Here is a 25512-nt window from a genome sequence, read left to right on the forward strand (position 1 = left end):
TGCCCCCACCTCAGTCGCTCGCTGCTGCCTGGCGGGCGTCGCAGCCGGCGCGCAGCCGAAACAGGGCACCGGTTTCGGTGAGGGCGGCGTCGGCAGCGCGCAAACCGCGGACGGCGGCCTGGGCGGCGTCGTCGAAGCGAACCAGGAAGCTGGCCGACTCGCCGTCCGGTGGCGAGAGCATGTAGGCGCAGAAGTCGGGGTTCGACAGAAACGCCCGGACCGGCTCGGCGGCGAACACCGGCGCGGGATGGTGAGGCGGTTCGGCGCGACCCGTCCCCAACGCGCCGGCCAACAAGGCGATGACCACACAACTTCTCGACCCATGCTGCTGCTTCATGTTCTTCCTTTCGCCCCTTGGCGGAGGCTGGAAAAAAAGGAGCGATTGCACCGCAGCAGCCCTGGGCGGGGGGGCGTGGCGGGGACAGGCTGATGATTTGCAAAAAAATGCAGCGCTATTGACGAGGCGTGCGAAAAAGCGTACGCTTTGACCCTTTCCGGAGTACCCCATGAACGTCTTGACCGCATCCGCCGCGCGCGCCAATCTCTATCGCCTGATCGACCAGACGACTGAATCCCATCAGCCCGTCATGATTGCCGGCAAGAACGCGTCTGCCGTGCTGGTGTCGGCCGAAGACTGGGCCGCCATTCAGGAAACGATGCACCTGCTGTCCGTGCCGGGCATGCGTGAGTCCATCCGCGAAGGCATGGCCGAGCCCTTGTCCAAGAGCGCGCGCGAGCTGAAATGGTGAAGTGGGAGCTGGCCTACGCGAAGCAGGCGCTCAAGGACGCGAGGAAGGTCAAGGCAGCAGGGCTCAAGCCAAAAGTCGACGAGCTGTTGGCGATCCTCGAGAAGGATCCTTTTCAGAATCCGCCGGCCTTTGAGAAGCTGGTGGGCGATCTCGCCGGCGCGTACTCGCGGCGGATCAACATCCACAATCGGCTGGTCTACGAAGTTTTCGCCAAGGAGCGCGTCGTCCGCGTCCTTCGCCTGTGGACGCACTACGAGTGACGGTCAGCCGCTGGCACCACCCGCTCCCGCACCCATCCCGTCGTCATGTCGATGAACGCCCGCTTCGCCGGCCCGCTCGTGATCAGGTGGTCCGTTGTCTCCAGCAGCTCGAACGAGACCTTGGCCAGCCAGGGCTGGCCCGCGAACATGGCGGCGAACTGTCCCCGGTGGTTGAACCATTCGGGTTGGCCGCCGCAGTAGGCGAACAGCAGTTCCACGCCCTGGTTCGTGAGCCGGTCCACGCGGCCCATGAATTCGTCCTTGGGCGGCGACACCGACATCTCGCCCTTGGGCTTGGCCGGCGTGTCGTCGGGCGGCATCAGGCGCAGTTGCCGCAGCAGCATCACGCCGGCCTTCTGCGCCGAGCCGATGAGCCCGGCGCGGCCGATCTTGAAGGCGAGCTTGCGCAGGCGCGACTGCAGCGTGGGGTAGGCGTACATGTCCCACAGCAGCACGGCGCGCATGCGCGGGTCTTCCAGGGCCACCAGGTGGCCGATGATGGCGCCCGAGCACAGGCCCACCATCACGAAGCGCGCGCAGCCGAACTGGGCCTGGGCGGCGTCCATCACCTCGCGCGTGTCGGCCACCCATTGCTCGGTGACGGAGCGGGTGCTGTCGCTGCGCTGGCTGTCGCCCAGGCCGCTCATGTCGAAGCGCACCGAGGGGATGCCCATGGCGGCGAACTCGCGCGCCAGCAGCACGTTGATGCGGTGCGGCCCGCCGCGCGGGATGACGCCGGAGTTGCTGAGCACGGCCACCACGGGCGGTGTCGCGCCCGGCGCGCCCTGGGCGGGGGTGAAGGTGGCGACGAGGTGGCCTTCGGCGCCGACGGTACGGGTCTGCTCCTGCATGCGGGTCAATCGAGGGTGGCGAGCAGCACGCGCGGGATGTCGGGTGGGGCGATGGCGGTGCCCATGGCCTGACTGGACATCCAGTCGGTGGGGTGTTCCACGGTGTGCAGCTTCAGGGCCGCCAGGCCGGCGTGGGCGGCCAGCGGGTGGGGCTGGTCGCCGCGCACGGCGCAGGTGATGCGCAGGCCGCGGCGCAGCGCGGGCAGCACGTTCAGGTCGGGCAGGGCGCGCAGGTCGGCGACCAGGCGCTCGCCGAAGTCAAAGCCCAGCACGTCGCCGGGCAGCGCGGGTTCGGCCACTTTGCCGCTGGCCGCGATCTGCTCCCAGGGCTGGGCGAACATCATGGCCAGCTCGGCCTTGTGGCCGGCGACCAGGGCCTGCAGGTAGCCCGGGCCGTTGAACACCGGCTCCCACAGCACCAGGTGGCGCGGCGGGTGTTTGGCCAGCAGCGCGGCGCGCAGGGCGATGACCGCGCCCAGGCCCATGCCGAACCAGTGCACGGGCAGGCCGCCGTCGCCGACGATGAGCTCGTGCGCGGCCAGGGTGTCGCGCACCCAGTCGTCCAGCGACTGCGCGCCCTCGTCGCCGGGCGAGTCGCCGGTGCCGTGGTAGTCGAAGCGCAGGGACTCCACGCCCTCGCGCGAGAGCCGTTCGCCGGCCACGCGGAAGACAGCCGAGCTGCGCACGGCTTCCTGGCCCAGGGGGCGGCAGAGCAGGAAGCGCGCGCGCGGCCTGGCGCCGCCGTCGGCCGCCATGTGAATGCCCACCATCGGCCGGTCCCAGTGGCCGAAGTGCCGGATCGAGATCGTCATGGGAGGCGACGGTAACAGGCTTGGCCGTTCACCGCTTCAGGCGCCTTGCACCAGGCGACGCAGGCGCGACATCAGGCCGCCACCGTTCTTCGGTGGGAGGGACGGGGCGTCGGTTTCGGTGGTGGTGGCGCCGGCGGCCTGGCCGTCGTAGGCGGCGGCAAGCTGGGCCAGGGTTTCCGAGACGTAGCGGCGCGGACTCACCTGTTTGCCCACGCGTTTCTCCAGCTTCTGCACCGCCTGCATGGCGCTCAGCGAGGTGCCGCCGAGGTCGAAGAAGTTGTCGTTGCGGCGGATGGCGGTGGTGCCCAGCAGCTCGCTCCAGACGAGGAAGATCTCGCGCTCGGTGGCCGTGCCCTGGAAGTGGTCGGCGGCCGAGGCGGCGCTGTCGCGGCGGCGCAGGCGCGAGGCGGTGGGCGCGAAGCGGCCCTCGGCGGTGGTGGCCAGGCGCTCGCAGCACAGCACCTGCAGGTGGGCGCGCGCGGCGGCGGGCAGGTGCTGGGCCAGGCGCTGGTCCACGCGCTGCAGCAGGGCGTCCAGGCCGGCGTCCTGCAGGCCGGTGTCGGGCTCCAGGCCCAGCAGCAGGCGGCGCTCGCCTTGCGGGCCGATCTGCAGCGCGGCGGCGGCGCGGGCCACCAGGGGCAGCTGGGCAATGCCCTGTTCGATGGCGTCGAGCGCCAGGCGCTGGCCGGCGATCACGGCGTGCGCACCGTCTTCGCCGATGGCCTGCAGCACGCCGTCGGAGCGCCAGCGCGCGAGCGTGCCAGTGGCGCGCCAGCTGCCGTCGGCCCCGCGCGCCCACAGCGGCGCGGCCACGCCGATGGCGGCGGGCCGCTCGGCCGCCTCGCCGATGCGCAGGCTGTCGGGCAGCAGGGGCTTGCCGAAGGTGTTGTGGTCGGCCGGGCCGTGCGCCCAGCCCATGGCCAGGGGCAGGCCGGTGGCGGGGTCTGGGGCCAGGTTGAGGGCGCTGGCCTGGGTGTCGGCCAGGGCTTGCATCCCTTCGGGGCTGGCCTCGCGCACGTCCAGCGCGGCGATGAGCGAGAGCGCGCGCCCGGCGTTGGCCTGCAGCAGCGTGGCCCAGCCGTTGGCGTCGGCGAAGACCAGGGCGGTGTTGTCGGCGTGCAGGGCCTCCAGGGCCTCGGGCGCGCCAGGGTCGTCGGCCAGCACCAGCTCCACGCCGTGGCGCAGCGCCAGGCCCAGCAGGGCCAGCCGCAGGCCGGGGTGGCCGCCGTGGGCGATGAGGCGGTCGCCGGGCAGCAGTTGCACTTGGGCGGCCAGGGCTTCCACGGTGTCGCTCCAGCGGCGGGCGTCGGTGTCGGCGCCGCCGGGCCAGCGCAGCGCCCGGTTCGCGCCGAAGGCGGCGAGGGCGCGGGCCAGGGCCTCGATGGGGTCCTGGGTGGCGATCTCCACGGCGGAGCGGCCACTGCCCTGCTGCGCGCGCGCGGCGGCCACGCGGGCCTGCAGGGCGGCGCCGTCCAGGGCGTTGGCGCCGTGGCGCAGCAGTGGGGTGCCGTCGGCGCGGGCCAGGGCCTTGAGCAGGTCGTGGCCGACCACCGGTGCGGCGTCGAGCGTGCGCAGGCGCTCCAGCTCGGCGGCGCCGGGCAGCAGGACGTCGGCCACGCGGCGGTTCGGGTTGTCGGCCAGGCCCATCAGCGTGGCCAGGAAGCGCTCGCGCAGCAGCTGCGCGGTGCTGGGCAGGAAGAGCTGGGTGTCGTACTGGATGCCGCCTTCGATGCCGCCGGGGATTTCCACCAGCCAGAAGTTCAGGTCCTCGGTGGCGCCGCGGTGTTTGAAGCGCGTGCGCTCATGCGTGAGCGGGCCCCAGTTGGCGGGACGCGCGCGCGCGTCCTGGAAGGTGAACAGGGCCTGGTAGAGGCGGCCGTGCTGGCCGGGCTGGGCGGTCTCCAGCGCGGCGGACAGGCGCTCGAAGGGCACGTCCTGGTTGGCGAAGGCGTCCACCATGGTGGCGCGCACGTGCTTGATCCACTCCAGCCAGCTCATCTCGGGCCGCACGGCCAGGCGCACCGGCAGCATGTTGTTGAAGAAGCCCATGATGGGCTCCAGGTCCGGGTGCGGGCGGCCGCGCACCGGCACCCCGATGGTGGGCTCGGGGTCGTGCAGCAGCTGCGAGGCCAGCACCGCGTACACGGCGAGGGCGACGATGCTCAGCGTGGAGCCGGTCTGCTTGGCGACTTCGCGCACGCGCTCCGCATGGGCGGATTCGATGCGCATGTACTCGGTGCTGCCCACGCGCTGCGCGCCGGGCAGGCGCGGCAGGTCGGTCAGCGCGGCCGGCACGGGGCGTTTGAGGAACTGGCGCTGCCAGTGGTCGAGCTGGCTGGCGATTTCTTCGCCCTGCATCCATTCGTTGTGCCAGGCGGCGAAGTCCACGTACTGCAGCGGCATGGCGGGCAGCACGGGTTCGCGCTGCTCCAGCAGGGCCGAATAGAACGCGCTCATGTTCTCGTACAGCAGGTCGAAGGACCAGCCGTCCCACACCACGTGGTGGGTCATGAAGAAAAAGATGTGGTGGCGCTCGTCCATGCGGATGAGCCGGGCGCGGAACAGCGGGGCCTGGTCCAGGGCGAAGGGCTGGGCCACCCAGGTGGTGACGAGGTCGGCCATGGCCTCCTCGCGCCGGGCCTCGGGCACGTGGCTCAGGTCTTCGACGGGCAGCAGCGAGCAGGGCACGCTGTCGAGCGTGCGCTGCACCCAGGTGTCGCCGTCGCGCACGACGATGGTCCGCAGCGAGGCCTGGCGCCGCACCATGGCCTGGAAGGCCTGGTCGAACAGGGCTTCGTCCATGGGGCCGCGCAGGCGGTGGGCCGAGGGCACGTTGTAGACCACGCGGCCGGGGTGCATTTCCTCGATGAAGCGGATGCGCTCCTGCATGAGCGTGAGCGGGGCCTGGCGCCGCTCGGGCTGGTGCACCAGCGGCGGGCGCTGCGGGGCGTTGCCGCCGCGCTGCTCGTCGATGGCGCGCGCCAGCTTTTGCACCGTGGGCGATTCGAACAGCACGCGCAGGTTCAGCTGCAGGCCGAGGCCCTTGTTGAGCTGGCCCATGAGCTTGGCGGCGAGCAGCGAGTGGCCGCCGAGCGCGAAGAAGTCTTCGTCGGCGCCGATCGCGGGCAGCTTGAGCACGGCCTGCATGGCCTCCAGCACGGCGCGTTCGGTGTCGGTGGCCGCAGCGGTGAGCGGGCCGCTGGCGGCCGGGGCCATGGCCACGGGTTGCGGCAGGGCCTTGCGGTCGATCTTGCCGTTGGGCAGCAGGGGCAGGGCGTCCAGCAGCACCACCTGCTGGGGCAGCATGTAGTCGGGCAGGCCGCCGCGCAGGGCCTCGCGCAGCGCGGCGGGCTCGGGCGTGGCGCCGGCGGCCGGCACGGCGTAGGCGATCAGGCGCACATCGCCGGGCGTGTCCTCGCGCGCCATGACCACGGTGCGCGCGACACCGGGCAGCGCGGCCAGGCGGGCCTCGATTTCGCCGAGTTCGATGCGGTAGCCGCGGATCTTGACCTGGAAGTCCAGGCGGCCCAGGTGTTCCAGGGTGCCGTTGTCGAGCCAGCGGGCGAGGTCGCCGGTGCGGTACAGGCGCGCGCCCGGCGCGGCGCTGAAGGGATCGGCCACGAAGCGCTCGGCCGTGAGTTCGGGGCGGTTGAAGTAGCCGTTGGCCACGCCGGTGCCGCCGATGCACAGCTCGCCTTCCTGGCCGATGCCGCAAGGCCTGCCCTGCTCGTCGAGCACCCAGACCTGGGTGTTGGCGATGGGGTGGCCGATGCTGATCTTCTGCGTGGCATCGGTGATGCGCTGCACCGTGGACCAGACCGTGGTCTCGGTGGGGCCGTACATGTTCCAGAGCTCGATCTTCTGGTCCAGCAGCTGGGCGGCGAGCGAGGGCGGCAGCGGCTCGCCGCCGCACAGGGCGCGGAAGTTCGCGGGCGCGCGCCAGCCCGCGTCCAGCAGCATGTGCCAGGTGGTGGGCGTGGCCTGCATCACGTTGATGCGCTGCTCGGCGATGAGGCGGCCCAGCACCTCGCCGTCCATGATTTCCTCGCGCTGCGCGAGCACGGTGCAGGCGCCGATGGCCAAGGGCAGGTAGAGCTCCAGCACCGCGATGTCGAAGGACAGGGTGGTGACGGCGAGCAGGCGGTCGCTGGCCGTCAGGCCCGGCTCGCGCCGCATGGCCATGAGGAAGTTGCTCACCGCGCGCTGCGGCACCACCACGCCCTTGGGCTTGCCGGTGGAGCCGGAGGTGTAGATCACGTACATCGGCGCGTCGCCGCTGGGGTTCTGCGGCGTGGGCAGCTCGGTGTCGGGCGCGGCGTCGATCAGGGCGCGGTCGTCGTCGACGCGGACCTGCTGCTCGCGCGACAGGCCGCTGAGCGCGGCGTGCGCCGATTCGGTGATGACCAGGCGCAGGCCCGCGTCCTCGGCCATGTAGCTCAGGCGGTCCTTGGGGAAGTTCGGGTCCAGCGGCACGTAGGCGGCGCCGGTCTTGAGGATGCCCAGCAGCGCGGGCACCAGCTCGGGGCCGCGCGCCATGCAAACGCCCACCAGGTGGCCGGGGCCGACGCCGCGCTGCGCCAGCAGCTGGGCGAAACGCCGGGCGCGCTGTTCGAGCTGGGCGTAGGTGAGCGGAGCGCCGTGCGCGATCACCGCGATGGCGTCGGGCGTGGCCAGGGCCTGCTGGCGGATGGAGGCCTCGACGCGCGTGGTGACGTCGAAGGGCATGTCGGTGGCGCGGTTCCAGGCGCCCAGGCGCGGGTCGACGGTGGGCGTGGCGGCGCTGGCCGGCGCTGGCGCCGCGGATGCCTTCGGCGTGGCGGGCGCGGCCACCGCGGGCGAGCCATTGAGCCGGTCGATCTGCGCCAGCAGGCCGTCCACCAGGGATTGCGCGCGCTCCAGGCTGAAGAACTCGGCGCTGTGGTGCAGGTCCAGCGTGAGCGCGGCGTCCTGCTCGTAGAAGTTGAAGAACAGCTCGGCCAGCAGGCCCTGCTTGCGGCCTTCGTGCAGGGCGGCGCGCAGCGGCAGGTAGCCCGAGAGGTCGACCTTGGGGTTGAGGTTGAAGTAGATGCCGGTGAGCGGCGGGCGGTCGCCGCGGCTGGGCAGGCCCAGGGCGCGGGCCAGCGTGCCCTGCGTCATGACCGGGTACTCCAAGGCATCCATGAGGTGCGAGCGCACGCGCGTGAGCAGCGCCTCATCGGTGTCCTGTGGCGAGCACGACAGTCGCAGCGGCAGGTCGAGCACGCCGTCGGCCATGAGCGGGCCATGGCGCTGCAGCGCCTGGCTGGCGTAGGGGATGCTGACGACGAATTCGTCCTGGCCGCCGCGTTCCTGGATCAGGCGCGTGACGGCGGTGAGCAGCCACTGGAACAGGGTGGCGCCGCGCGCCTTGGCGCGCTGGCGCAGCTGCTCCAGCCGCGGGCCCTCGATGCGCACGCGCACGGTGTCGGCCGTGAACTGGCGGCGCCCGGCCGGGCTGCGGTCGCCCAGGTTCACCGGAGGGGGCGGCTGCTGCATCACGTTGGTCCAGAACGCCAGCGCCTCCCGGGCCTGCGCGCTGTCCTGGCGCGCCTGCTCGGCGGCGGCGAAGGCCAGCGGCGACTCGGCGGGTTTGGCGAAGGCCGGCGCCATGCCCTGGCGGCGCGCCTGGTAGGCCTCGGCGAGCTCGGCGTTGAAGACGCTGGAGGCCCAGCCGTCGAAGATCAGGTGGCTGGCGACCACGTGCACCACCACGCGGCCATCGGACAGCTCGAGCAGGCTGAAGGCGGCGAGCGGGGCCTGGTCGAAGGGGAAGTCGCGCCGGCTGGCCTGTGTGCAGAAAGCGTCGAGCGCGGCGTCGGCGTCGGCCTCGTGGCGCAGGTCCACCTCGGCGATGGCCACGGGCTTGAGCGGCTGCAGGCTCTGGCGCGGCTCGCCGGTGTCGAAGGCCAGGTGGAAGGCGGCGTGGCGCTGCGCCACGTCCTGCAGGGCCTGGCGCAGCGCGGCCTTGTCGGCGCCGCCCTGCAGGCTCACGCAGAAGGACTCGTTGAGCGCGCGGCGCGCGTTGTCGTCGAAGGCGCCGACCAGCCAGCGCTCGGTCTGGCCGGGCGAAAGGGCGGCTTCGGTGGGCGCCGCGGTGGCGGTGGTGTTCGTGGGCGTGGGCTCCACGGGCTGGCCGCCGCCGGGCGAGCCGCCATCGCGGCGCGTGATGAAGCCCTGGGCCATCAGCTCGTCCAGGGCCTTGAGGATGGTGTCGGCGATGCGGGTGGTGATCTCTTCCGTCATGGCCTCGGTCACGAAGTGGCCGAACTGCTCGTAGACGTGCAGGCCCAGGTGGCGGATCAGGTAGTAGAAGAGGCTGACGTTCTTCTGCCCTTCGTCCCAGTGCAGGCGCCAGATGGAGGCGCAGTGCACCGCGCTGCAGGGCGCGCCGCGCTGCGCGAAGCCGGCGTTGAGGCGGTCGATCATGCGCTGGGTGCGCGCGTTGATCTCGGTATAGAAGGCCGGGCCCGCGCGGTCGATGTGCTCCAGCGAGGCCTTGGCCGCGGCCAGGGCCAGCGGGTGGCGCACGAAGGTGCCGGCGAAGTAGGTGACGCCCGCCTCGGGATAGGAGTGGTCGCCGTACTGCCAGTGGCCGCCGTCCAGGGCGTCCAGCCAGTTGGCGTTGCCGGCGATGGCCGCGAAGGGCAGGCCGCCGCCGATGACCTTGCCGAAGGTGGCGATGTCGGCGCGCACGCCGTAGAACTCCTGGGCGCCGCCGCGCGCCACGCGAAAGCCGGTGACGACCTCGTCGAAGATCAGCGCGCAGCCGTGCTGGTCGGCGATCTCGCGCAGCGAGCGCACGAACTCGCGCGGGCGGATGTTGGGGTACTTGTTCTGGATCGGCTCGGTCATGATGGCCGCGAGCTGCGGCCCCTGCTCGCGCAGGACCTTGAGCGATTCCTCGCTGTTCCAGTCGAGCACGAGGATGTTCTCGACCGCGTTGGCCAGGATGCCCGGCGCGGCCGACAGCGAACGCAGCTGCTTGGTGCCGCGCACGATGACCTCGTCGAAGATGCCGTGGTACGAGTTGCTGAAGATGGCGATCTTCTTGCGGCCGGTGACGGTGCGCGCGATGCGCATGGCGCCCATCACGGCCTCGGAGCCGGTGTTGCAGAAGCCCACGCGCTCCATGCCGGTGAACTGCGAGATGAGGCGCGCGACGTCGGCCGACAGCGGGTGCTGCGGGCCGACCTCCAGGCCCCGGTCGAGCTGCTGGTGCATGGCCTGCAGCAGGTAGTCGGGCTGGTAGCCCAGCATGTTGGCGCCGAAGCAGGAGAGCAGGTCGATGTACTCGTTGCCGTCCAGGTCCCACAGGCTCGCGCCCTTGGAGCGCTCGACGACGATGGGATAGACCAGGTCCTTCCACATCGGGTTGAAGCCGGTGACCACGCGCGGGTCGGCCATGACCTTGCGGTTGTCCTGGCTGAAGGACTTGGATTTGCCGGTGCGCGCGTTGTACTGGGCGATGAAGTCGTCGATCCAGCGGTGCTGGGCGGGCGTGAAGTCCTGCCCGGCCTGCAGCGTGAGGCGCGGCGAGGCGCCGAAGGGTTTGTCGACCAGGGCCTTGATGGAAGGCTCGGCGCCGTCGGCACCGGGGGTGTTGCCCCCGGCGGCGGGTGCGGGGGCGGTTGCGCTGGCGCGGGCCACGGGCGCGGCGGCGCTGACCGGGGCGGCCACCGGTGCGGCCATCGGTGCGGCCACGGCGGCCGGTGCCACCGGCGCGCCGGCGAGCAGCGCGAGCTGCTGCGACATGAGCTGCATCTGCTGTTGGATGAGCGTGTGCAGCGCGCCGCCCTGGCCGGCGGCCAGCGGGGCGGCATGGAAGGCGGGCAGGGCCACGGCTTGCGGCGCGGCCATCGGTGCGGACAGGGCGACGGCATCGGCCACGACCGGTGCGGCCACCGCGGCCGGCGCGGGGGGCGCGAAGCGCTCGGGCGGCATCTCGGCGTCGAGCAGGGCCGCGAGCTTGTGCGTGTTGTCCAGGTCTTCCAGCAGGCGGCGGAAGCGCAGCTTGACGCCGAACACGCGCTCGATCTCCAGCGTGGCCTGGGTCAGCGAGAGCGAGTCCAGGCCCTGGTCCACGAAGCTGGCTTCGGGCGCGATCTCGTCGGCGGGCAGGCCCGAGACATCGCTGAGGATGCGTTGCAGTTCGGCTTCGACGGCGGGGATGCGACTCATGGCAATAGGGGCCTGCTGGGGTGCCGGGGCACCGGTCGATGAAAGGGTGGGGGTGGCGGGGGCGCGGCGCGTGAACCAGTGGCGCTCGCCGCCGAAGGGGTAGGTGGGCAGGGCCGCGCGGCGCGCGCTCGCGGCCACGGGCCAGGCGATGTCCACGCCCGCGCACCACAGCGCGCCGATGGTGGCGAGCGCGTGCGCGGCGGGCTCGCCGGGCTGGTTGGCGGGACCGAGCAGGGCCAGGCAACGCGGCACCGCGTTCTGCGCGCTGCGGTGCTGGCGCACCAGCGCGGACAGCGCCTGGCCGGGGCCGACCTCCAGGAAGACGCACTCGCCCTGGGCGAGCTCGGCCTGCACGGCCTGGCTGAAGCGCACGGGCGCGCGCACCTGGCGCGCCCAGTAGCCGGGGTCGGTGGCCTCGGCGGCGGTCAGCGGCGCGCCGCTGACGCAGGAATAGACCGGCAGGCGCGGCGCGCCCAGGGGGGCCTTGGCGAGCGCGGCTTGCACGCGCGGCAGCGCACCGTCCATGCTGGCGCTGTGGAAGGCGTGCGAGACGCGCAGGCGGGTGCAGTGCACCTCGCTGGCTTCCAGGGTCTTGGCCAGCGAGTCGATGGCCTCGAAGGGGCCCGCGACGACGGTGAGCGTGGGCGCGTTGATGCCCGCGATGTCGATGCCTTCGGGCAGGCGCGCGCGCAGTTCGTCCGCGCCCAGGCGCACGGCCAGCATGGCGCCAGGGGGCTGTTCGGCCATGGCCTGGCCGCGCGCGACCACGGCGGCCAGTGCGTCGTCCAGCGGCATCACGCCGGCGTGGCAGGCGGCCGCGTACTCGCCGATGCTGTGGCCGATGAGCGCCGCGGGCTTCAGGCCCAGGCTGTCGAGCCAGCTGGCCAGCGCGTAGGACATGGCGAACAGCGCCGGCTGCGCGTGGCGCGTGTCGGCCAGCTCGGCCGCGATGGCCTCGTCGGCCGGATCGGCCTGCACCAGCCAGGGCAGCAGGTCGGTGCCGCCGAGCAGGGGTTGGAGCGCCTCGGTGCAGCGCCGCAGGGCCTCGCCGAAGGCGGGGGCCTCATCGAACAGCTGGCGCGCCATGCCCGGGTGCTGCGAGCCCTGGCCGGGGAACAGGAAGACCAGGCGAGGTGCGGCCAGGGCGGTGGTGGGGGATTTGAGCCCGCGCAGCGCCGCGATGGCCTGCGCGGTGGAGGCCGCGACCACGCTCAGGCGCTGCGCCATGGCCCGGCGCCCGCGCATCAGCGTGGCGGCCACGGCGGGCAGCGGCAGCTCGGGGTGGGCCTGCAGGTGGTCGGCCAGGGCGTGGGCGCGCGCCAGGGCCTCGTCGGCCGTGCGGGCGGACAGCGGCAGCACCCAGCGCTGGCCTTCGGCCTGCTCGCCGGTGGAAGACGGCGCAGCAGGTGCAGCAGGCGCGGCCTCGATGACCACGTGGGCGTTGGTGCCGCCCACGCCGAAAGAACTGACGGCGGCGCGGCGCGGGGCGTCGCCATGGCCTTCGGTCCAGGGCGTGTTGCGCGCCACCACCTGGAAGGGTGTGCGCCCGAAATCGATCTGCGGGTTGGGCTGGGTGTAGTGCAGCGTGGCCGGGATGACGCCGCGCTGCAGCGCCAGCGCGGCCTTGGCCAGGCCCACCACGCCGGCGCCCGCCGCCAGGTGGCCGATGTTGCTCTTGACCGAGCCGATGGCGCAGAACTGCGTGTCCGCGGTGTCTTCGGCCCAGGCCTTGCTCAGCGCGCTGATCTCGATCGGATCGCCCAGCGCCGTGGCGGTGCCGTGCGCTTCCACGTAGCCGATGCTGCGCGGGTCGACGCCGGCGTGCTCCAGCGCCATGCGAATGGCTTCCATCTGGCCCGCGACGCTGGGCGCGGTGAAGCTGGCCTTGTCGCCGCCGTCGTTGTTGAGGCCCACGCCGCGCACCACCGCGTAGATGGTGTCGCCGGCCGCGACGGCGTCGTCCAGGCGCTTGAGCACCACCATGCCGCCACCGCTGGCGAACACGGTGCCGCTGGCCTGGGCATCGAAGGGGCGGCAGTGGCCGTCGGCCGACTCCATGCCGCCCTCAACGTGCAGGTAGCCCGTGGCCTGCGGCACGTGCACGTTGGCGCCGCCGGCCAGCGCGATGTCGCACTGCCCGCTGGCCAGCGCGTGCCAGGCCTGCGCCACGGCCACCAGGCTGGTGGAGCAGGCGGTGTGGATGCTGAGCGCCGGGCCCTTGAGGTTGAGGCGGTTGGCGATGCGCGTGGCGACGTAGTCCTTTTCGCTCGCCAGCATGGTGGCGAACTCGCCCACCTGGCGGATGAGCTCGGGGTTCTCCTGGCGCAGCGCGAGCGCATAGGCGTTGTTGCCGGTGCCGGCGTACACGCCCACGCGTTCGCTGGTGCGCGTGTGGTCGATGCCGGCGTGCTCCAGCGCGCTGATGCTGAGTTCCAGCATCAGGCGCTGCTGCGGGTCCAGCAGCACGGCCTCGCGGGCGGAGACACCGAAATGCGCGGCGTCGAAGCGGTCGGCGTGTTCCAGCGCGCCGTGCGCGGGCACGAAGTTCGGGCGCGCGCGCTGTTCTTCCGGCACGGCGGGGTCGAGTTCGTCCGGGCGGAAATGGCGGATGCCCTCGCGCCCGTCCAGCAGGTTCTGCCAGAAGGATTCGAGGTCGGGCGAGCCCGGCACGCGCACGGCCATGCCCACGATGGCGATGCCACCTGCGGCGTTGGCCGGGGCCGCGCGGCGCGGGCGGCGCGGCGCGCTGGCCGTGCCCGCCATGGCGGCGGCCATGCCGGCCAGGGTGGGGCGGTCGTACACATCGGCCACGCCAAGGGTGGTGATGCCCGCCTCGCGCACACGCGAGACGAAGCGCATCACCAGCAGCGACTTGGCGCCGATGTCGAAGATGTTCTGCTCGTCCGCGATGCGTTCGACCCCCAGCAGCTCGCACCACAGTCGGCGCGCCAGGGCCAGCGGGTCGCTGGCGTCCAGCGGGCTCGCGTCCATCGCGGGCAGGGGCAGGCTGCGGCGGTCGATCTTGCCGCTGGGCGTGACGGGCAGGCGGTCGAGCACCACGTAGCGCACCGGCACCATGTACTCGGGCATGCGCGCGCGCAGGTGCTGGCGCCACAGGGGCGACAGGCTGGCCGCTGCTGCGGCCACGCCGGGGTTCAGCACGACGTGCGCCACCAGCTGGCGGCCCGCGCCGGGCAGCTCGGGCGCCGTCACCACGGCTTCCTTCACGCTCTCGTGCGCCATCAGGGCGAGTTCGATTTCGCCGGGCTCGATGCGAAAGCCATCGACCTTGACCTGCTGGTCCGCGCGGCCCAGGTACGTGAGCACGCCGTGTTCGTCGCGGCGCACCAGGTCGCCGGTGAGGTACCAGGTCTGGCCACCGGGGCCGGGCTCGGGGCCGACGTCGGTGCGGAAGCGTTCGGCGCTCAGATCGGCGCGGCCCAGGTAGCCATTGGCCAGGGTTTCCCCGCCCAGCAACAGCTCGCCCACGGTGAAACCTTCGCCGTCGTCGTGCGCCTCGCGCAGGGCCACCTGCACGTGCGGCAGGGCCTTGCCGATGGGGGGGATCTCGGGCCACTGCGCCGGGTCGCCGGTGAGGTCGTGCGCGGTGACGACGTGGCTTTCGGTGGGGCCGTAGTGGTTGTGCAACTCGGCGCCGGGCAGGCGCTGGAACAGGGCGCGGATGGCCGGGCTCACCTGCAATTGCTCGCCGGCGCTGACCACTTCGCGCAGGTGGCGCGGCGCCTCGTCGCGCGAGGCGTCGGCGATCATCTGCAGCGCCACGTAAGGCACGAAGAGGCGCTCGACGCGCAGGTCGATCAGCGCGCGGTGCAGCAAGGCCGGGTCGCGGCGCTGGGCGTCGGGCACCAGCACCAGGGTGCCGCCCGTGGCCACGGTGGAGAAGATTTCCTGGAAGTGCACGTCGAAGGACAGCGGCGCGAACTGAAGGGTGCGCGCGGCCTGGCCCAGGCGCGGGTGCGCCACGTGCCAGTGAATGAGGTGGCGCAGCGGACCCTCGCCCATGGCCACGCCCTTGGGCCGGCCGGTGGAGCCGGAGGTGAAGAGAACGTAGGCCAGGCGGGGTCCGGCGGCGTGCAGGTCCGACGTGGCGGGGGCGGGCCGCTCCAGCGTGGGCAGCTCGCCCACGCGTTCGCGCAGCAGGGCCAGTGCCGATGCCTCGCCCACCACGGCGCGCGGGCGCGCGTCATCGAGCATGGCGGCCAGTCGTTCGGCGGGGTACGCCAGATCGAGCGGCACGTAGCCCACGTCCAGGTGGGCGGCGGTGAGGATGTGGACGATGGACTCGGGCGAGCGCGTGGCGGCGATGGCGATGCGCTCGCCACCGCGCACGCCCGCCTCCCGCCAGCGGCGCGCGCCGTCTTCGACGCGCGCGAGCAGTTCGCGGTACGTCAGCGTCTGACCGTCGGCGGTTTCCAGGGCGGGCCGCTCGGGCCAGGCCCGCGCCGCTTGGACGAGCCATTCACCCAAACGGGACACACGCCGTGCCGATGGTTCCGTTTGAGCTGTCTTGTCCATCCTCACCTCGTAGAACCAGAGCCGGAGAATCTAATACAAAATAACGCCACTCGAAACCGACTGTAACAACGGCGTTCCCGAAGGCCAATCGCCGTGGCCGCGCGGTTGTGAACTTTTTGACGGTACCGGTGGCGGTATGGGGAATCAGGCGCCAAGCGGTGCGCTGAGGCCTGCTGGCGGCGGAATGCGAGTACCAGTAAGGCGATTGTGTTGATGATTGACATCTCATGCATCGCCATTTCGTGGAGATATCGCACGTTCGGATGTGCATCGAAGGTATGTAAATGTGCATCCCTGTGCTAGCTTCGACGGATGGTGGCGGCCCTTGGGCGCCCATTCGCGCAAATCAACTGGAGGCCTTCGCATGACGAGCCCGACTTCACACGATGCCCAACGCGTCAGCCGCGAGGCCGAGATCTACGACAACGACGAGCTGGAGCGCGACCGCCTGGAGGCGGTCATGGCCTATACCCAGATGGGCCCCGCGCGGCGCCGCCGCGACGAGCTGATCCGCGCCGTGCACACGCGCCACACCGACACCCGCGTGCTGGAAGTCGGCAGCCAGGCCTGGGAGGCCCACTACCTCAAGTGGAACCTCAAGCCCACGCAGCTCACGTGCATCAACATCTCCGACCGTGAACTCGACAAAGGCCGCCAGGTGGCCCAGGCCAAGGGCCTGCCGGTGGAGTTCAAGCTGATGGACGCGCACGAGCTGCAATTCCCCGACGCCACCTTTGATCTGGTGTTCGGCACGGCCATCCTGCACCACCTGGAATTCGAGCGCGCGGTCAAGGAGATCGCGCGCGTGACCAAGCCGGGCGGCGAGATCCTGTTCGTCGAACCTTTGCTGCTCAACCCGGTGGCGCGCCTGGTGCGCGCCCTCACGCCCAAGGCGCGCACGCCCGACGAGAAGCCGCTGGCGCGCGAGGAACTCGACATCCTGGACCGCTACTTCGCGCCCAAGCACCTGTACACCGACCTGTTCGCCTTTCCCGCCGCGGTGCTGTCCAAGGCGGTGCGCGCGCAGCCCAGCAACTGGATGGTGAACGCGGCCGACCGCGTCGACGCCGCCATCGCCTCGTCCATGCCCTCGCTCGGCGCCTACTACCGCACGGTCACCGTGCACGGCACGCGCCGCGTGTGAGCCCGGCGCGTTCCACCGCCCGCCCGATGGTCGCCGGCTACCGCCCGATCGATCACCCGGAACTGCGTCCGGTGCCGGCGCGGCGTTCGTCCGATCGGCCCCTGTTGCTCGTGGTGGTGGACACCGAGGAAGAGTTCGACTGGACCCAGCCCTTCAACCGCGACGCCGTGGCGACGGAGTCGATCCCCGCGCAGGACCATGCCCACGCGGTGTTCGACAAGTACGGCATCGTGCCGACCTACGTGCTGGACTATGCGGTGGCCCGCTCGGCGCCGGCGGCGAGCTACCTGCGGCGGCTGGTCGACGCGGGCCGCGCCCACTTCGGCACGCACTGCCATCCCTGGGTGACGCCGCCGTACGACGACGAGGTCAACGCCTACAACTCCTTCCACGGCAACCTGCCGCCCGAGCTGGAAGCCGCCAAGCTGGAGGCCAGCACGGAGGCCGTGGCCCAGGCCTTCGGGCAGCGGCCGCTCATCTTCAAGGCCGGACGCTATGGCGTCGGCGCGGCCACCATGGGCGTGATCCGGCGCCTGGGCTACCGCATCGATTGCAGCTTCGTGCCGGCCACCAGCTTCGAGCGCGTGCACGGGCCCAACTTCCTGGGCACGTCCATGCACCCCTTCTTCGCCGACGAGTCGCGCGATCTGCTGGAGGTGCCGCTGACCGTGGGCTACGGCGGGCGCGCCTGGTGGGCCGGCCAGCGCTTCGCCGCGCTCTGGGACAACCCCATGCTGCAGCAGCTGCGCGTGCAGTCGGTGCTGAGCCGCCTGGACGTGCTGTGGCGCGCCCGCCTGAGCCCCGAGGGGTTCGACGCGGACACACAGATCCGATTGATGGAGGCGCTGTACGCGCAGGGCGTGCGGGTGTTCAGCCTGACCTACCATTCACCCTCGCTGGCACCGGGCAACACGCCTTATGTGCGCAACGAGCACGACCTGCAGGAGTTCCTGCGCCGCATCGACCGCGTCTGCGCGCACTTTCGCGACCGGCTTGGTGGCCAGTTTTCCACGCTGCTGGACCTGTGGCGCGATGTGGCCGCCACACCGGCGACCGCCCCGAGCGAGCGCGCGGCGGTTTGAACCGCCGGCCGCTCAGCGCGGCACGATGGCGTAGGACGGGTCGCTGCTGAAGCCGCGCGCACCCGACTCCAGCTGGGGCGTGAACGCCCTCCAGCGCGCATAGGCGGTGGCGGCGTTGTTGGCTCCGGCGTTGCTGGCGGCGGCGAGCATGCCGCGCGCCACGGCCGCGTAGCCGCCGGCCCAGTCGGGATAGGCGGGATCGCCGACCGCGGCAGAGCCTTCGCAGGCGGCCGAACCGTAGTTGGCGCGGTAGAAGTCGGCCCAGTTGTTGATGTAGCTGCCGCCGCTCATGGTTTGCAGCCAGTAGCCCGCGGCGCGGCTGGTGCAGAAACCGGCCGACTGGGTGCTGGCCAGGAAGCGGTCGATCTGCATGCGGCCCACGCTGTTGAGCACGGCGCTGGCGTTCGGCACGTTGTTCTCGGCCAGCCAGCTCATCACGGTGGCGAAGAAGTCCGACTCGTACGACGGCGTCTGGTTGTTGTTGTACTGCGAGATCAGCGCGCCCATGGGCGAGAACAGCGGGCCCGATTTGCCCGGGCCGTAGGTGGCCAGCGCCCAAGCCATGTTGTTCGACAGCATGGTGTCGAAGTAGCCGTTCATGGCGTGCGAGTCCGGGGCGGCGAAAGCGGCCTCCGCGATCGAGCGGATGCCCCAGGCCTGGCCGCGCACCTGTTCGGGCATCAGCAGGCCCTTGTCGCGCTCGCGGTAGATGGGGTCGTTGGCGGCGATGTTCCAGGCGGCCCAGAACATCATTTCGTCGAGGTAGAAGGCGTCGCCGGTGATCAGGTAGGGGATGTACGAGTACGACCCCTGGTGCGCGATGTCCGGCGTCCAGGCGCTGGAGCCATTGCCCGCGGGCACCGAGGGGCTGGAGGCGCCGTAGCGCAGTGCGATGCCGGGGTACTTGACGACGCTGATGGGCTGGTCGGTGGACTCGTCGCGGTAGTGCACGGGGGCGCTGGCGGCGGCGTCGGCGTTGGCCAGCATGGAGGCGCGGGCGCGGTCGTCCTGCGTGATGAGGTAGAGCGCCGTCCAGCGCGGCAGCGGCGCGATCTCGTCGCGGCCACCGGTACCGGGCATGTTGGTGGTCAGCATGGCCGTGCCCATGGGCCCGGTGTTGCTGCTCGACAGCGAGCGCGCCTCGTCCAGCAGCACGCTGTCGGGAATGTTTAGGCCCAGGTTGTAGTTCCAGGTGGCGCGGCTGGCCAGGAAGTAGGGCATGTGGTGGCGCAGGCGGACGTTCGGCGCGGCGCCGCCGCTCCACACCACCTTGTGCCAGCGCGCATGGTGCGTGTGTGTGAACGAGGGCTGCGACAGCAGCGTCTGGCCGTTGGCCGTGACGGTCAGCGAGTAGCTCAGGTTGGTGGGGTTGGCCTTGAGCGCCCAGTTGTTCTCCATCACCACGTCGGTGCGGATGCGGCTGCCACCGTTGTACAGGCGGGTGTGCAGGCGCGCCACCAGGTGCGGGTGGGCCGCGCCGGTGGCCTGGTTGATCATGGGGGCCACGACGTTGAACTCGCTGGCCACCGGGCCGTGCAGGCGCCGGCCGGCGCCCGAGGCGATGAGTTGCCGCAGCTGCTGCTGCGGGTTGGCCACCAGGGTGGTGCCGTCGGACAGGCGCGCCGTGACCTGCAGGTTCCAGGCCGGATCGGCCGGTAGCGAGACGGCGGGATTGCTCTTGGCGGCGGGGTAGAGGTTGATCAGGCGCGGGGTATTGGCCGGCAGGCTGGGCAAGGTGGCGCTGAGCACGGCGAAACGCACGGAGCCGTTGGCGTGGGTGGACACCTCGTCCATCTGCACGGGCACGGTGTTGCCGGCGCTGTCCTGGGCGCTGAGGCCCTGGCTGGTGGAGAGGTCGCCGCTGCGGAAAGGCTGGCCGAAGGTGATGGGCAGGTTGGTCTGGGCGCTGCCGGACGTCACCTCCACGCAGGTGATGGCGCCCGCGGCGCAGGCCAGACCCGCTGCGCCAGCCGAGGGAGCGGGTGGCGGCGGCGGGGGCGGCGGGAAGCCGGGCGGCGGCGCGGTGGGCGGCTGCGACGCGCCGGGAGGCGACACTGCGCCGGGTGTCTGGGCCGGTGCGTCGCTGACCAGCCCGCCGCTGCCACCGCCGCCACCACAGGCGGCCACCAGACAGGTGGCGGCAAAGAGCGTCGCGAGCATGGTTCCGCGCTGTTGAACCTCGAAAAAGTAGGTGTTCATGGATGACAGGTCAAACAATCTCTGCGCCGGGCCACGCGGCACCGACAGAAGGTCACCGAGGTTCTTGGAAGCGGGAAGGACGGGCGCCGCGTGAACGCCTGGAGGGAATTTGGCGGCGCGTGGATTTTTTCACGAATTCGTGACGCCAAGGATTCAGAATGTGAGTTCCGCCGAAATCGAAACCATCTGAAAAGGCCCGGGCTTTGTCTCGGTGGCCTGCAGGGTCTGCGGGCCCTGGCGGGGCAGATACCGTGGTTTCGGATTGATACATTTGGGTCTTCATGACCGTTCGAGCCCTGAAGACGCTGGCGGCCGCCGCCCTTGCCCTGAGCACCGCCGCCGCGGCCTTGATCGGGGCATCGGCCCACCCGGTCCTGCCGCTGGGCCTGGGCGCAGGGGTACTGCTGGCGATGGCGCTGACGGCCTGGCGCCCATTGCTGGGCGCGTGGCTGCTGCCGGCGCTGCTGCCCTGGGCCAGCCAGGCCGTGCACACCGGCTGGCTCATGTTCGACGAGTTCGACCTGATGGTGCTGGCCGTGGCGGCCGGCGGCTGGGGCGCCTGGGCGCTGCAGGCCTGGCGGCACCGCGACGGCGGGCCGGCGCTGGACCGGCGCTCGCTCGCGCTGTCGGGCGCCTTGCTGGTGGTGGCGGCCTGGGGTGCGGGCCGCGCCCTGGGCGATGGCGGGGCCTGGCCGTCCTGGGCCTTGTTCCCCTTCGCCGACTATGCGTCGCCGGCCAACGCCTGGCGGTCGAGCAAGTCGCTGGTCTGGGCGGCGCTGCTGTTGCCGCTGTGGAGCAGCGGCAATGGCGAATCGCGGCAGCGCTGGCGCCTGGCCTGGTGGCGCGGCTGCCTCACGGGCCTGGCCACGGTCTGCGCTCTGGTGCTGCTGGAGCGCGTGCTGTACGCCGGCCTGTTCGACCTGTGGTCGGGCTACCGCACCACCGCCTGGTTCTGGGAAATGCACGTGGGCGGCGGTGCCATCGACGCCTACCTCGCCCTCAGCCTGCCGCTGGCCGCCTGGTGGTGGTTGCGCGCGCGCGGCCCATGGGCCTGGTGGGCGGCGGCCGCGCTGTTCGTGCTGGGCTGCCATGTGGTGCTGACGACCCAGTCGCGCGGCCTGTACGGCGCGGCGCTGATCGGCACGCTGCTGGCCGCCGCCTTGCACCGGCTGATGCCACTGGGGGCATCAGCCGGCGACCGGGCGCCGCCGCGCCTGGGCAATGCCGTGGTGGTGTCGCTGGTGCTGGCCCAACTGGTCTGGGTGCTGCTCGGGACCACCGCCATCGCGCAGCGGCTGGCGCGCTCGGGCCAGGACTTCAGCGATCGCTTCGGCCATTGGCGGGCCGTGGCCTCGGCGGCCGATGGCATGGCGGACGTGGCCCTGGGCATCGGCGCCGGCCGCCTGCCGGCGCGCTGGGCCGAGCGCCCCGACGGGGGGATGCCGGGCCGCGTGCAGTGGCCGACGGCCGACGGCGCGACGCGCCTGCGGCTGCACGGCCCCGATCGTGCGGGCCTGGACGGCGTGCGCTTCGCGGTGGTGCAGCGCCTGCGCGGCTTCGAGGCCGGCACCTACCGCGCGCGACTGGTCTACGAGGCGCGCCCCGGGCTGCGGCTGCTGGTCAGTGCCTGCGAACGCCACCTGATCTACGACCGCCGCTGCCAGTGGCGCTTCATCCGCCACGCGGACGACGCCGCCGGCGAGACCGGCCGGGTGGTGCGCGAGGTGGATCTGTTCGGCGATTCGCTGGCCCCCGACGCGCCGCTGGCGGGCTGGCGTGAAGGCTTTTTCAGCCTGTCGGTGCTGAACCCCGGCGTGGCGGTGACGGTCGAGCGCCTCGAGCTGTTCGATCCCCAGGGCCGCCAGCGCTTGCTCAACACCGGCTTCGAGCAGGGGGCCGCCCGCTGGCTGCCCGCCGCCCAGGGGCATTTCGAACCCTGGCACGCGGACAACCTGTACCTGGAGGTGCTGGTCGAGCGCGGCGCCGTCGTGCTGGTGGCGCTGCTGGCCTGGCTGGTCGGCACGGCGCAGGCTGCCTGGCGCGGGGTGCGGGAACGCGAGCCATTGGCCGGCGCCTGGCTGGCCGGCGTGGTCGCCATCGCGGCGCTCGGTCTGCTCATCAGCGTGACCGAAGTGCCCCGGGTGGCCTGGTGCTGGTGGGTCACCCTGGGCCTTGGCTTGGCATTCGGGCGAAATACTTCACACAAAAGCAGGATGTAAGCGATTGTGTTGACATGGTGTGGCCACTATCCTCGGACGAATGGGCAGGATGCGGTAGGGAGTACCCACATGACACCGATCTGCCGTGCCCGGAGAACCGCGCGTGATCAGGATCTTCAACCACTATTTCGACCGACACACCCTCATCCAGCTGTTGCTTGACGTCACGCTGGTCGCCGGCGTTTTCGTCGGCGCGCTGATCGCACTCTCCAAGCCCGAAGACCTCACCAGCGCCCAGATCGGCCGCGGCGCGGCGCGCGGCCTGCTGATGGGCATCGGCTTCCTGGCGATCAACGCCGCCCTGGGCTTCTACGACCGCCGCACCATCCTGTCCACCCGGCAAGCGCTGGCGCGTTCGCTGGTGTCGTTCAGCCTGACCACGGCCCTGGTGGTGGCGGTGTTGCTGCTGCTGCCGCTGCAGGCCTTCTACGGCCGCACCTGGTCGGTGGTGCTGATCATGATGGTCACCGCCGTGCTGCTGCTGTACCAGGTGCTGGTGGGGGAATTCCTGCCGAAGGCCATTCCCAGGCGCCGGGTGCTGGTGTTCGGCACCGGCGCGCGCGCGCTGGCCGTGGGCCGTGCGCTGGAATTGCCCGGGGCCAACGCCGAACTCTGCGGCTACCTGGCCGGCCCCAATGAACAGGAGCAGCAGGTGCCCGCCGGCAAGGTGATCACCACCCAGCAGGCCTTGACGGATCTGGTGCAGAGCCGGCGCATCGACGAGATCGTCGTGGCCATCACCGAGCGGCGCGGCGGCAGCATGCCCATGCGGGCATTGCTCGACTGCAAGCTGGGCGGCGTGCGCGTCACCGACATCGCCGCCTTCTATGAGCAGAACCTCGGCCAGATCCGGCTGGAGGCCGTGTCGGCCGGCTGGCTCATCTTCGGCGACGGTTTCAACCAGGGGGTGGTGCGTACCACCATCAAGCGCCTCTTCGACATCCTGGGCGCGTCGGTGCTGATCCTGATCTCGCTGCCGATCATGGCGATCGCGGCGCTGGCCATCAAGCTGGAGAGCCCTGGCCCCATCCTGTACCGCCAGGAACGCATCGGCCTGAACAACCGCCCCTTCAACGTGGTGAAGTTCCGCAGCATGCGCACCGACGCCGAGAAGGACGGCGTGCCGCGCTGGGCCACCGCCGGCGACAGCCGCGTCACCCGCGTGGGCAAGGTCATCCGCAAACTGCGCGTGGACGAACTGCCTCAGCTCTTCTCGGTGCTCAACGGCGACATGAGCCTGGTGGGTCCGCGCCCGGAGCGGGGCTTCTTTGTTGACAAGCTGATCCAGGAAATCCCGTTCTACGCGGTGCGCCACAGCGTCAAGCCGGGGGTGACGGGCTGGGCCCAGGTGCGGTACCAGTACGGCTCGACCGTGGAAGACACCGCCGAGAAGCTCCAATACGACCTGTATTACGTGAAAAACCACTCACTTTTTCTTGATCTGGTGGTGCTGTTCGAGACGGTGGGGGTAGTGTTAACAGGTAAGGGCGCGCAATGAGGCTGCCGGCCGTCCAGACGATTACTTTTTGCTACAGATCGATCTACAATACCCCGTATACGTGCGGCCAAACTCGCGGGGTTTTGGCTGTCAGGCCGAAGGAGTTTTTCCATGTCCGATGTGAACCAATCTGAAGACGGCGCCGTGCGGGAAGCCGGGGCCCAAAAGTCCGGGGTCTCGCGTCGCCATTTGGTTCGGGCCGGCCTCAGCGCCGCGCCCGTGCTGGCCGCGCTCAAGAGCAACACCGTGCTCGCTGGCGGCGACCACACCTGCATCAAGCCCTCTACCTTCTCCTCGCTGCGCGCGGCGCAGATGAAGGTGAGCGCTCGGCGCGAGATCAAGACCGACTACGAGTGCCAGTCGCACGGTTACTGGAAGAACCGCGACAACGGCCTGCCGCGCGACTACAAGACCACCACCCGGTTCCTGTCCACGGAAACGGGCTTCACCCAGAACCCGGCCGGCGTCTTCACCGGCAAGAGCCTGCAGCAGGTGCTGGAGTCCGGCGGAAACCAGGGCAATACCGCGCTGGCCCGCCACGTTGTCGCCGCCTTCCTCACGGCCAAGGCCTACCAGAACGACCCGTCGCGCGTGATGCTCACCCAGGCGCAGTGCCGCGCCATCTGGAACGGCCAAGGTGTCTGGCAGCCCTTCGCGGGCACCACCTGGACGCTGAGCCAGACCATGGCCTATTTCGACCTGGTCTACGGTCCTTCGTTTCTGTGACCCTGGCACCAGGCGATCCGTTCGCCTGGGTCTGTCGGCGCACGCAGGCGCTGTACCTGCGGCGATGGCCCGATGGCGGCGTGGTCTACGACGCCGCGGACGGCAGCCTCAGTGCCATTTCGCCCGTGGCGGCCGAGCTCATCGAGCGGCTGCTGGATGGGCGGCCCGCCGACGCCGAATCCCTGGCGCGGCATCTGCTGCAAGCCCCCCCTGAAGCCGAGGACGTCGAGGGCGTGCGCCAGCACCTCGCGCAGTTCGAGCACATGGGTTTCATCGAACGGGTGTCTGCGTGAGGGCGGTCCGCGGACGCGTCGCCGACCTGACGCCCACGGAGCTGTCGGCCCGGCTCAACAACGGCGGTCTGGTGCTGTCGGTGCCGCCGTTCACCGTGCGTGTGCGAAGCCCCATTCCCATCGTGCGCGAAGGCATCGAGCGGCTGTACGCGCTGCATGAGCACGCGGGCGACGAAGACGTGTTTTGCGACTTCCACGTGAGCATCCTGCCCAGTCTGGGCTGGACCAGCCTTCGCTGCGAACTCGACGTCGACGGCCAGCGGCCGTTCACGCCGTTGGCGCGCGGCGAGGCCTTCGCCTTCTTCGAGTGGGGCTTGAACTGGTGCGTGACCAGCCACTGCCACCACTGGCTCACGGTGCACGCCGCCGTGCTGGAGCGCGACGGCCGCGCGGTGCTGCTGCCGGCGCCACCTGGCTCGGGAAAAAGCACGCTGTGCGCCTGGCTCATGCACCGGGGCTGGCGCTTGATGTCCGATGAGCTCGCGCTGATCGATCCGGCGAGCGGGCAGCTCAGCGCCTCGCCGCGGCCCGTGAGCCTGAAGAACGAATCCATTCCCTTGATGCGCAAGCGCATGCCGGACGCGGTGATCGGCCCATTGGCGCACGACACGCTCAAGGGCGTGGTGGCGCACCTGCGGGTGAACGAGGCCAGCCTGCGCCAGGCGGCGCTGCCGGCCCTGCCGCGCTGGATCGTGTTTCCGCGTTTCGAGAAGGGCGCGCCCCTGAGCGCCGTGCCGCGCCCGAAGCCGCAGACGCTGGTGGAGCTGGCGTCGAACAGCTTTAACCACCACGTGCACGGCCCGCGCGGTTTCGAGCGCATGGCCGACATCGTTGACGGCTGCGACGCTTTCGATCTGCGCTACAGCGAGCTCGACGACGCGGCGGCGTGGTTCGATTCCCTGGCGAGGGCCGCATGAGCGCCGCCGACCTGTGCCCGCATCGCTCGG

The 25512-nt window shown here is 71.2% G+C and carries 14 protein-coding genes; 9 read left to right on the forward strand and 5 right to left on the reverse strand.

Translation table 11 applies throughout. The features are described from left to right. Nucleotides 1-10: 10 nt before the first annotated feature. Nucleotides 11-337 carry a hypothetical protein gene (locus tag DY262_RS04340; RefSeq protein ID WP_147326175.1) on the reverse strand — a complete coding sequence of 109 codons (327 nt, stop codon included), beginning with the start codon at nucleotides 335-337 and terminating at the stop codon, nucleotides 11-13. A 169-nt stretch (nucleotides 338-506) separates the two neighbouring features. Between DY262_RS04340 and DY262_RS04345 the strand changes: the two genes are divergently transcribed. Both DY262_RS04345 and DY262_RS04350 read left to right on the forward strand, forming a co-directional pair. Then, nucleotides 507-749 carry a type II toxin-antitoxin system Phd/YefM family antitoxin gene (locus tag DY262_RS04345; protein WP_116957754.1) on the forward strand — a complete coding sequence of 81 codons (243 nt, stop codon included), beginning with the start codon at nucleotides 507-509 and terminating at the stop codon, nucleotides 747-749. Further along, nucleotides 743-1009: a Txe/YoeB family addiction module toxin gene (locus tag DY262_RS04350; protein ID WP_181936414.1), complete on the forward strand. Its 267-nt coding sequence runs from the start codon at nucleotides 743-745 to the stop codon at nucleotides 1007-1009. The genes DY262_RS04345 and DY262_RS04350 overlap by 7 nt, the downstream gene beginning before the upstream one ends. Here the strand turns inward: DY262_RS04350 and DY262_RS04355 are convergent. The 3 genes from DY262_RS04355 to DY262_RS22125 are packed head-to-tail and all read right to left on the reverse strand — an operon-like array spanning nucleotide 1000 to nucleotide 15365. Beyond that, nucleotides 1000-1860, reverse strand: a complete 861-nt coding sequence (locus DY262_RS04355; RefSeq protein ID WP_116957755.1) for a serine aminopeptidase domain-containing protein — start codon at nucleotides 1858-1860, stop codon at nucleotides 1000-1002. The genes DY262_RS04350 and DY262_RS04355 overlap by 10 nt on opposite strands. Nucleotides 1861-1865: 5 nt before the next feature. After that, nucleotides 1866-2672, reverse strand: a complete 807-nt coding sequence (locus tag DY262_RS04360) for a serine aminopeptidase domain-containing protein (RefSeq protein WP_116957756.1) — start codon at nucleotides 2670-2672, stop codon at nucleotides 1866-1868. Nucleotides 2673-2708: 36 nt separating this feature from the next. Beyond that, complete coding sequence (locus DY262_RS22125; RefSeq protein ID WP_181936415.1) at nucleotides 2709-15365, reverse strand: non-ribosomal peptide synthetase/type I polyketide synthase; 12657 nt, start codon at nucleotides 15363-15365, stop codon at nucleotides 2709-2711. Nucleotides 15366-15768: 403 nt separating this feature from the next. Between DY262_RS22125 and DY262_RS04370 the strand changes: the two genes are divergently transcribed. Both DY262_RS04370 and DY262_RS04375 read left to right on the forward strand, forming a co-directional pair. Next, nucleotides 15769-16548: a class I SAM-dependent methyltransferase gene (locus DY262_RS04370; RefSeq protein WP_070398011.1), complete on the forward strand. Its 780-nt coding sequence runs from the start codon at nucleotides 15769-15771 to the stop codon at nucleotides 16546-16548. Between the two features lie 26 nt (nucleotides 16549-16574). Further along, nucleotides 16575-17630, forward strand: coding sequence for a polysaccharide deacetylase family protein (locus tag DY262_RS04375; protein WP_116957758.1), 1056 nt, complete (start codon nucleotides 16575-16577; stop codon nucleotides 17628-17630). Between the two features lie 12 nt (nucleotides 17631-17642). On the opposite strand, the gene DY262_RS04380 is transcribed toward DY262_RS04375, so the two are convergent. Continuing rightward, nucleotides 17643-19829, reverse strand: coding sequence for an RIFT barrel domain-containing protein (locus DY262_RS04380; RefSeq protein ID WP_116957759.1), 2187 nt, complete (start codon nucleotides 19827-19829; stop codon nucleotides 17643-17645). A 281-nt stretch (nucleotides 19830-20110) separates the two neighbouring features. On the opposite strand from DY262_RS04380, the gene DY262_RS04385 reads away from it, so the two are divergent. The 5 genes from DY262_RS04385 (at nucleotide 20111) to DY262_RS04405 (ending at nucleotide 25482) form a co-directional block, all read left to right on the forward strand. Next, entirely contained in the window at nucleotides 20111-22048 is a 1938-nt protein-coding gene (locus DY262_RS04385; protein ID WP_116957760.1) for a hypothetical protein, read from the forward strand. 103 nt (nucleotides 22049-22151) lie between these two features. Next, a complete protein-coding gene (locus tag DY262_RS04390; protein ID WP_116957761.1) occupies nucleotides 22152-23546 on the forward strand; it encodes a TIGR03013 family XrtA/PEP-CTERM system glycosyltransferase in 1395 nt (464 codons plus the stop codon). Between the two features lie 111 nt (nucleotides 23547-23657). After that, nucleotides 23658-24272, forward strand: coding sequence for a hypothetical protein (locus DY262_RS04395; RefSeq protein WP_147326176.1), 615 nt, complete (start codon nucleotides 23658-23660; stop codon nucleotides 24270-24272). Continuing rightward, entirely contained in the window at nucleotides 24269-24565 is a 297-nt protein-coding gene (locus DY262_RS04400) for a hypothetical protein (protein ID WP_116957763.1), read from the forward strand. Before DY262_RS04395 ends, DY262_RS04400 begins: the two co-directional genes overlap by 4 nt. Beyond that, nucleotides 24562-25482 (forward strand): HprK-related kinase A, encoded by a 921-nt coding sequence (locus DY262_RS04405; protein WP_116957764.1) that lies wholly within the window; start codon nucleotides 24562-24564, stop codon nucleotides 25480-25482. Before DY262_RS04400 ends, DY262_RS04405 begins: the two co-directional genes overlap by 4 nt. Nucleotides 25483-25512 lie beyond the last annotated feature (30 nt).

The organism is Hydrogenophaga borbori, from assembly GCF_003417535.1.
GTDB lineage: Bacteria > Pseudomonadota > Gammaproteobacteria > Burkholderiales > Burkholderiaceae_C > Hydrogenophaga > Hydrogenophaga borbori.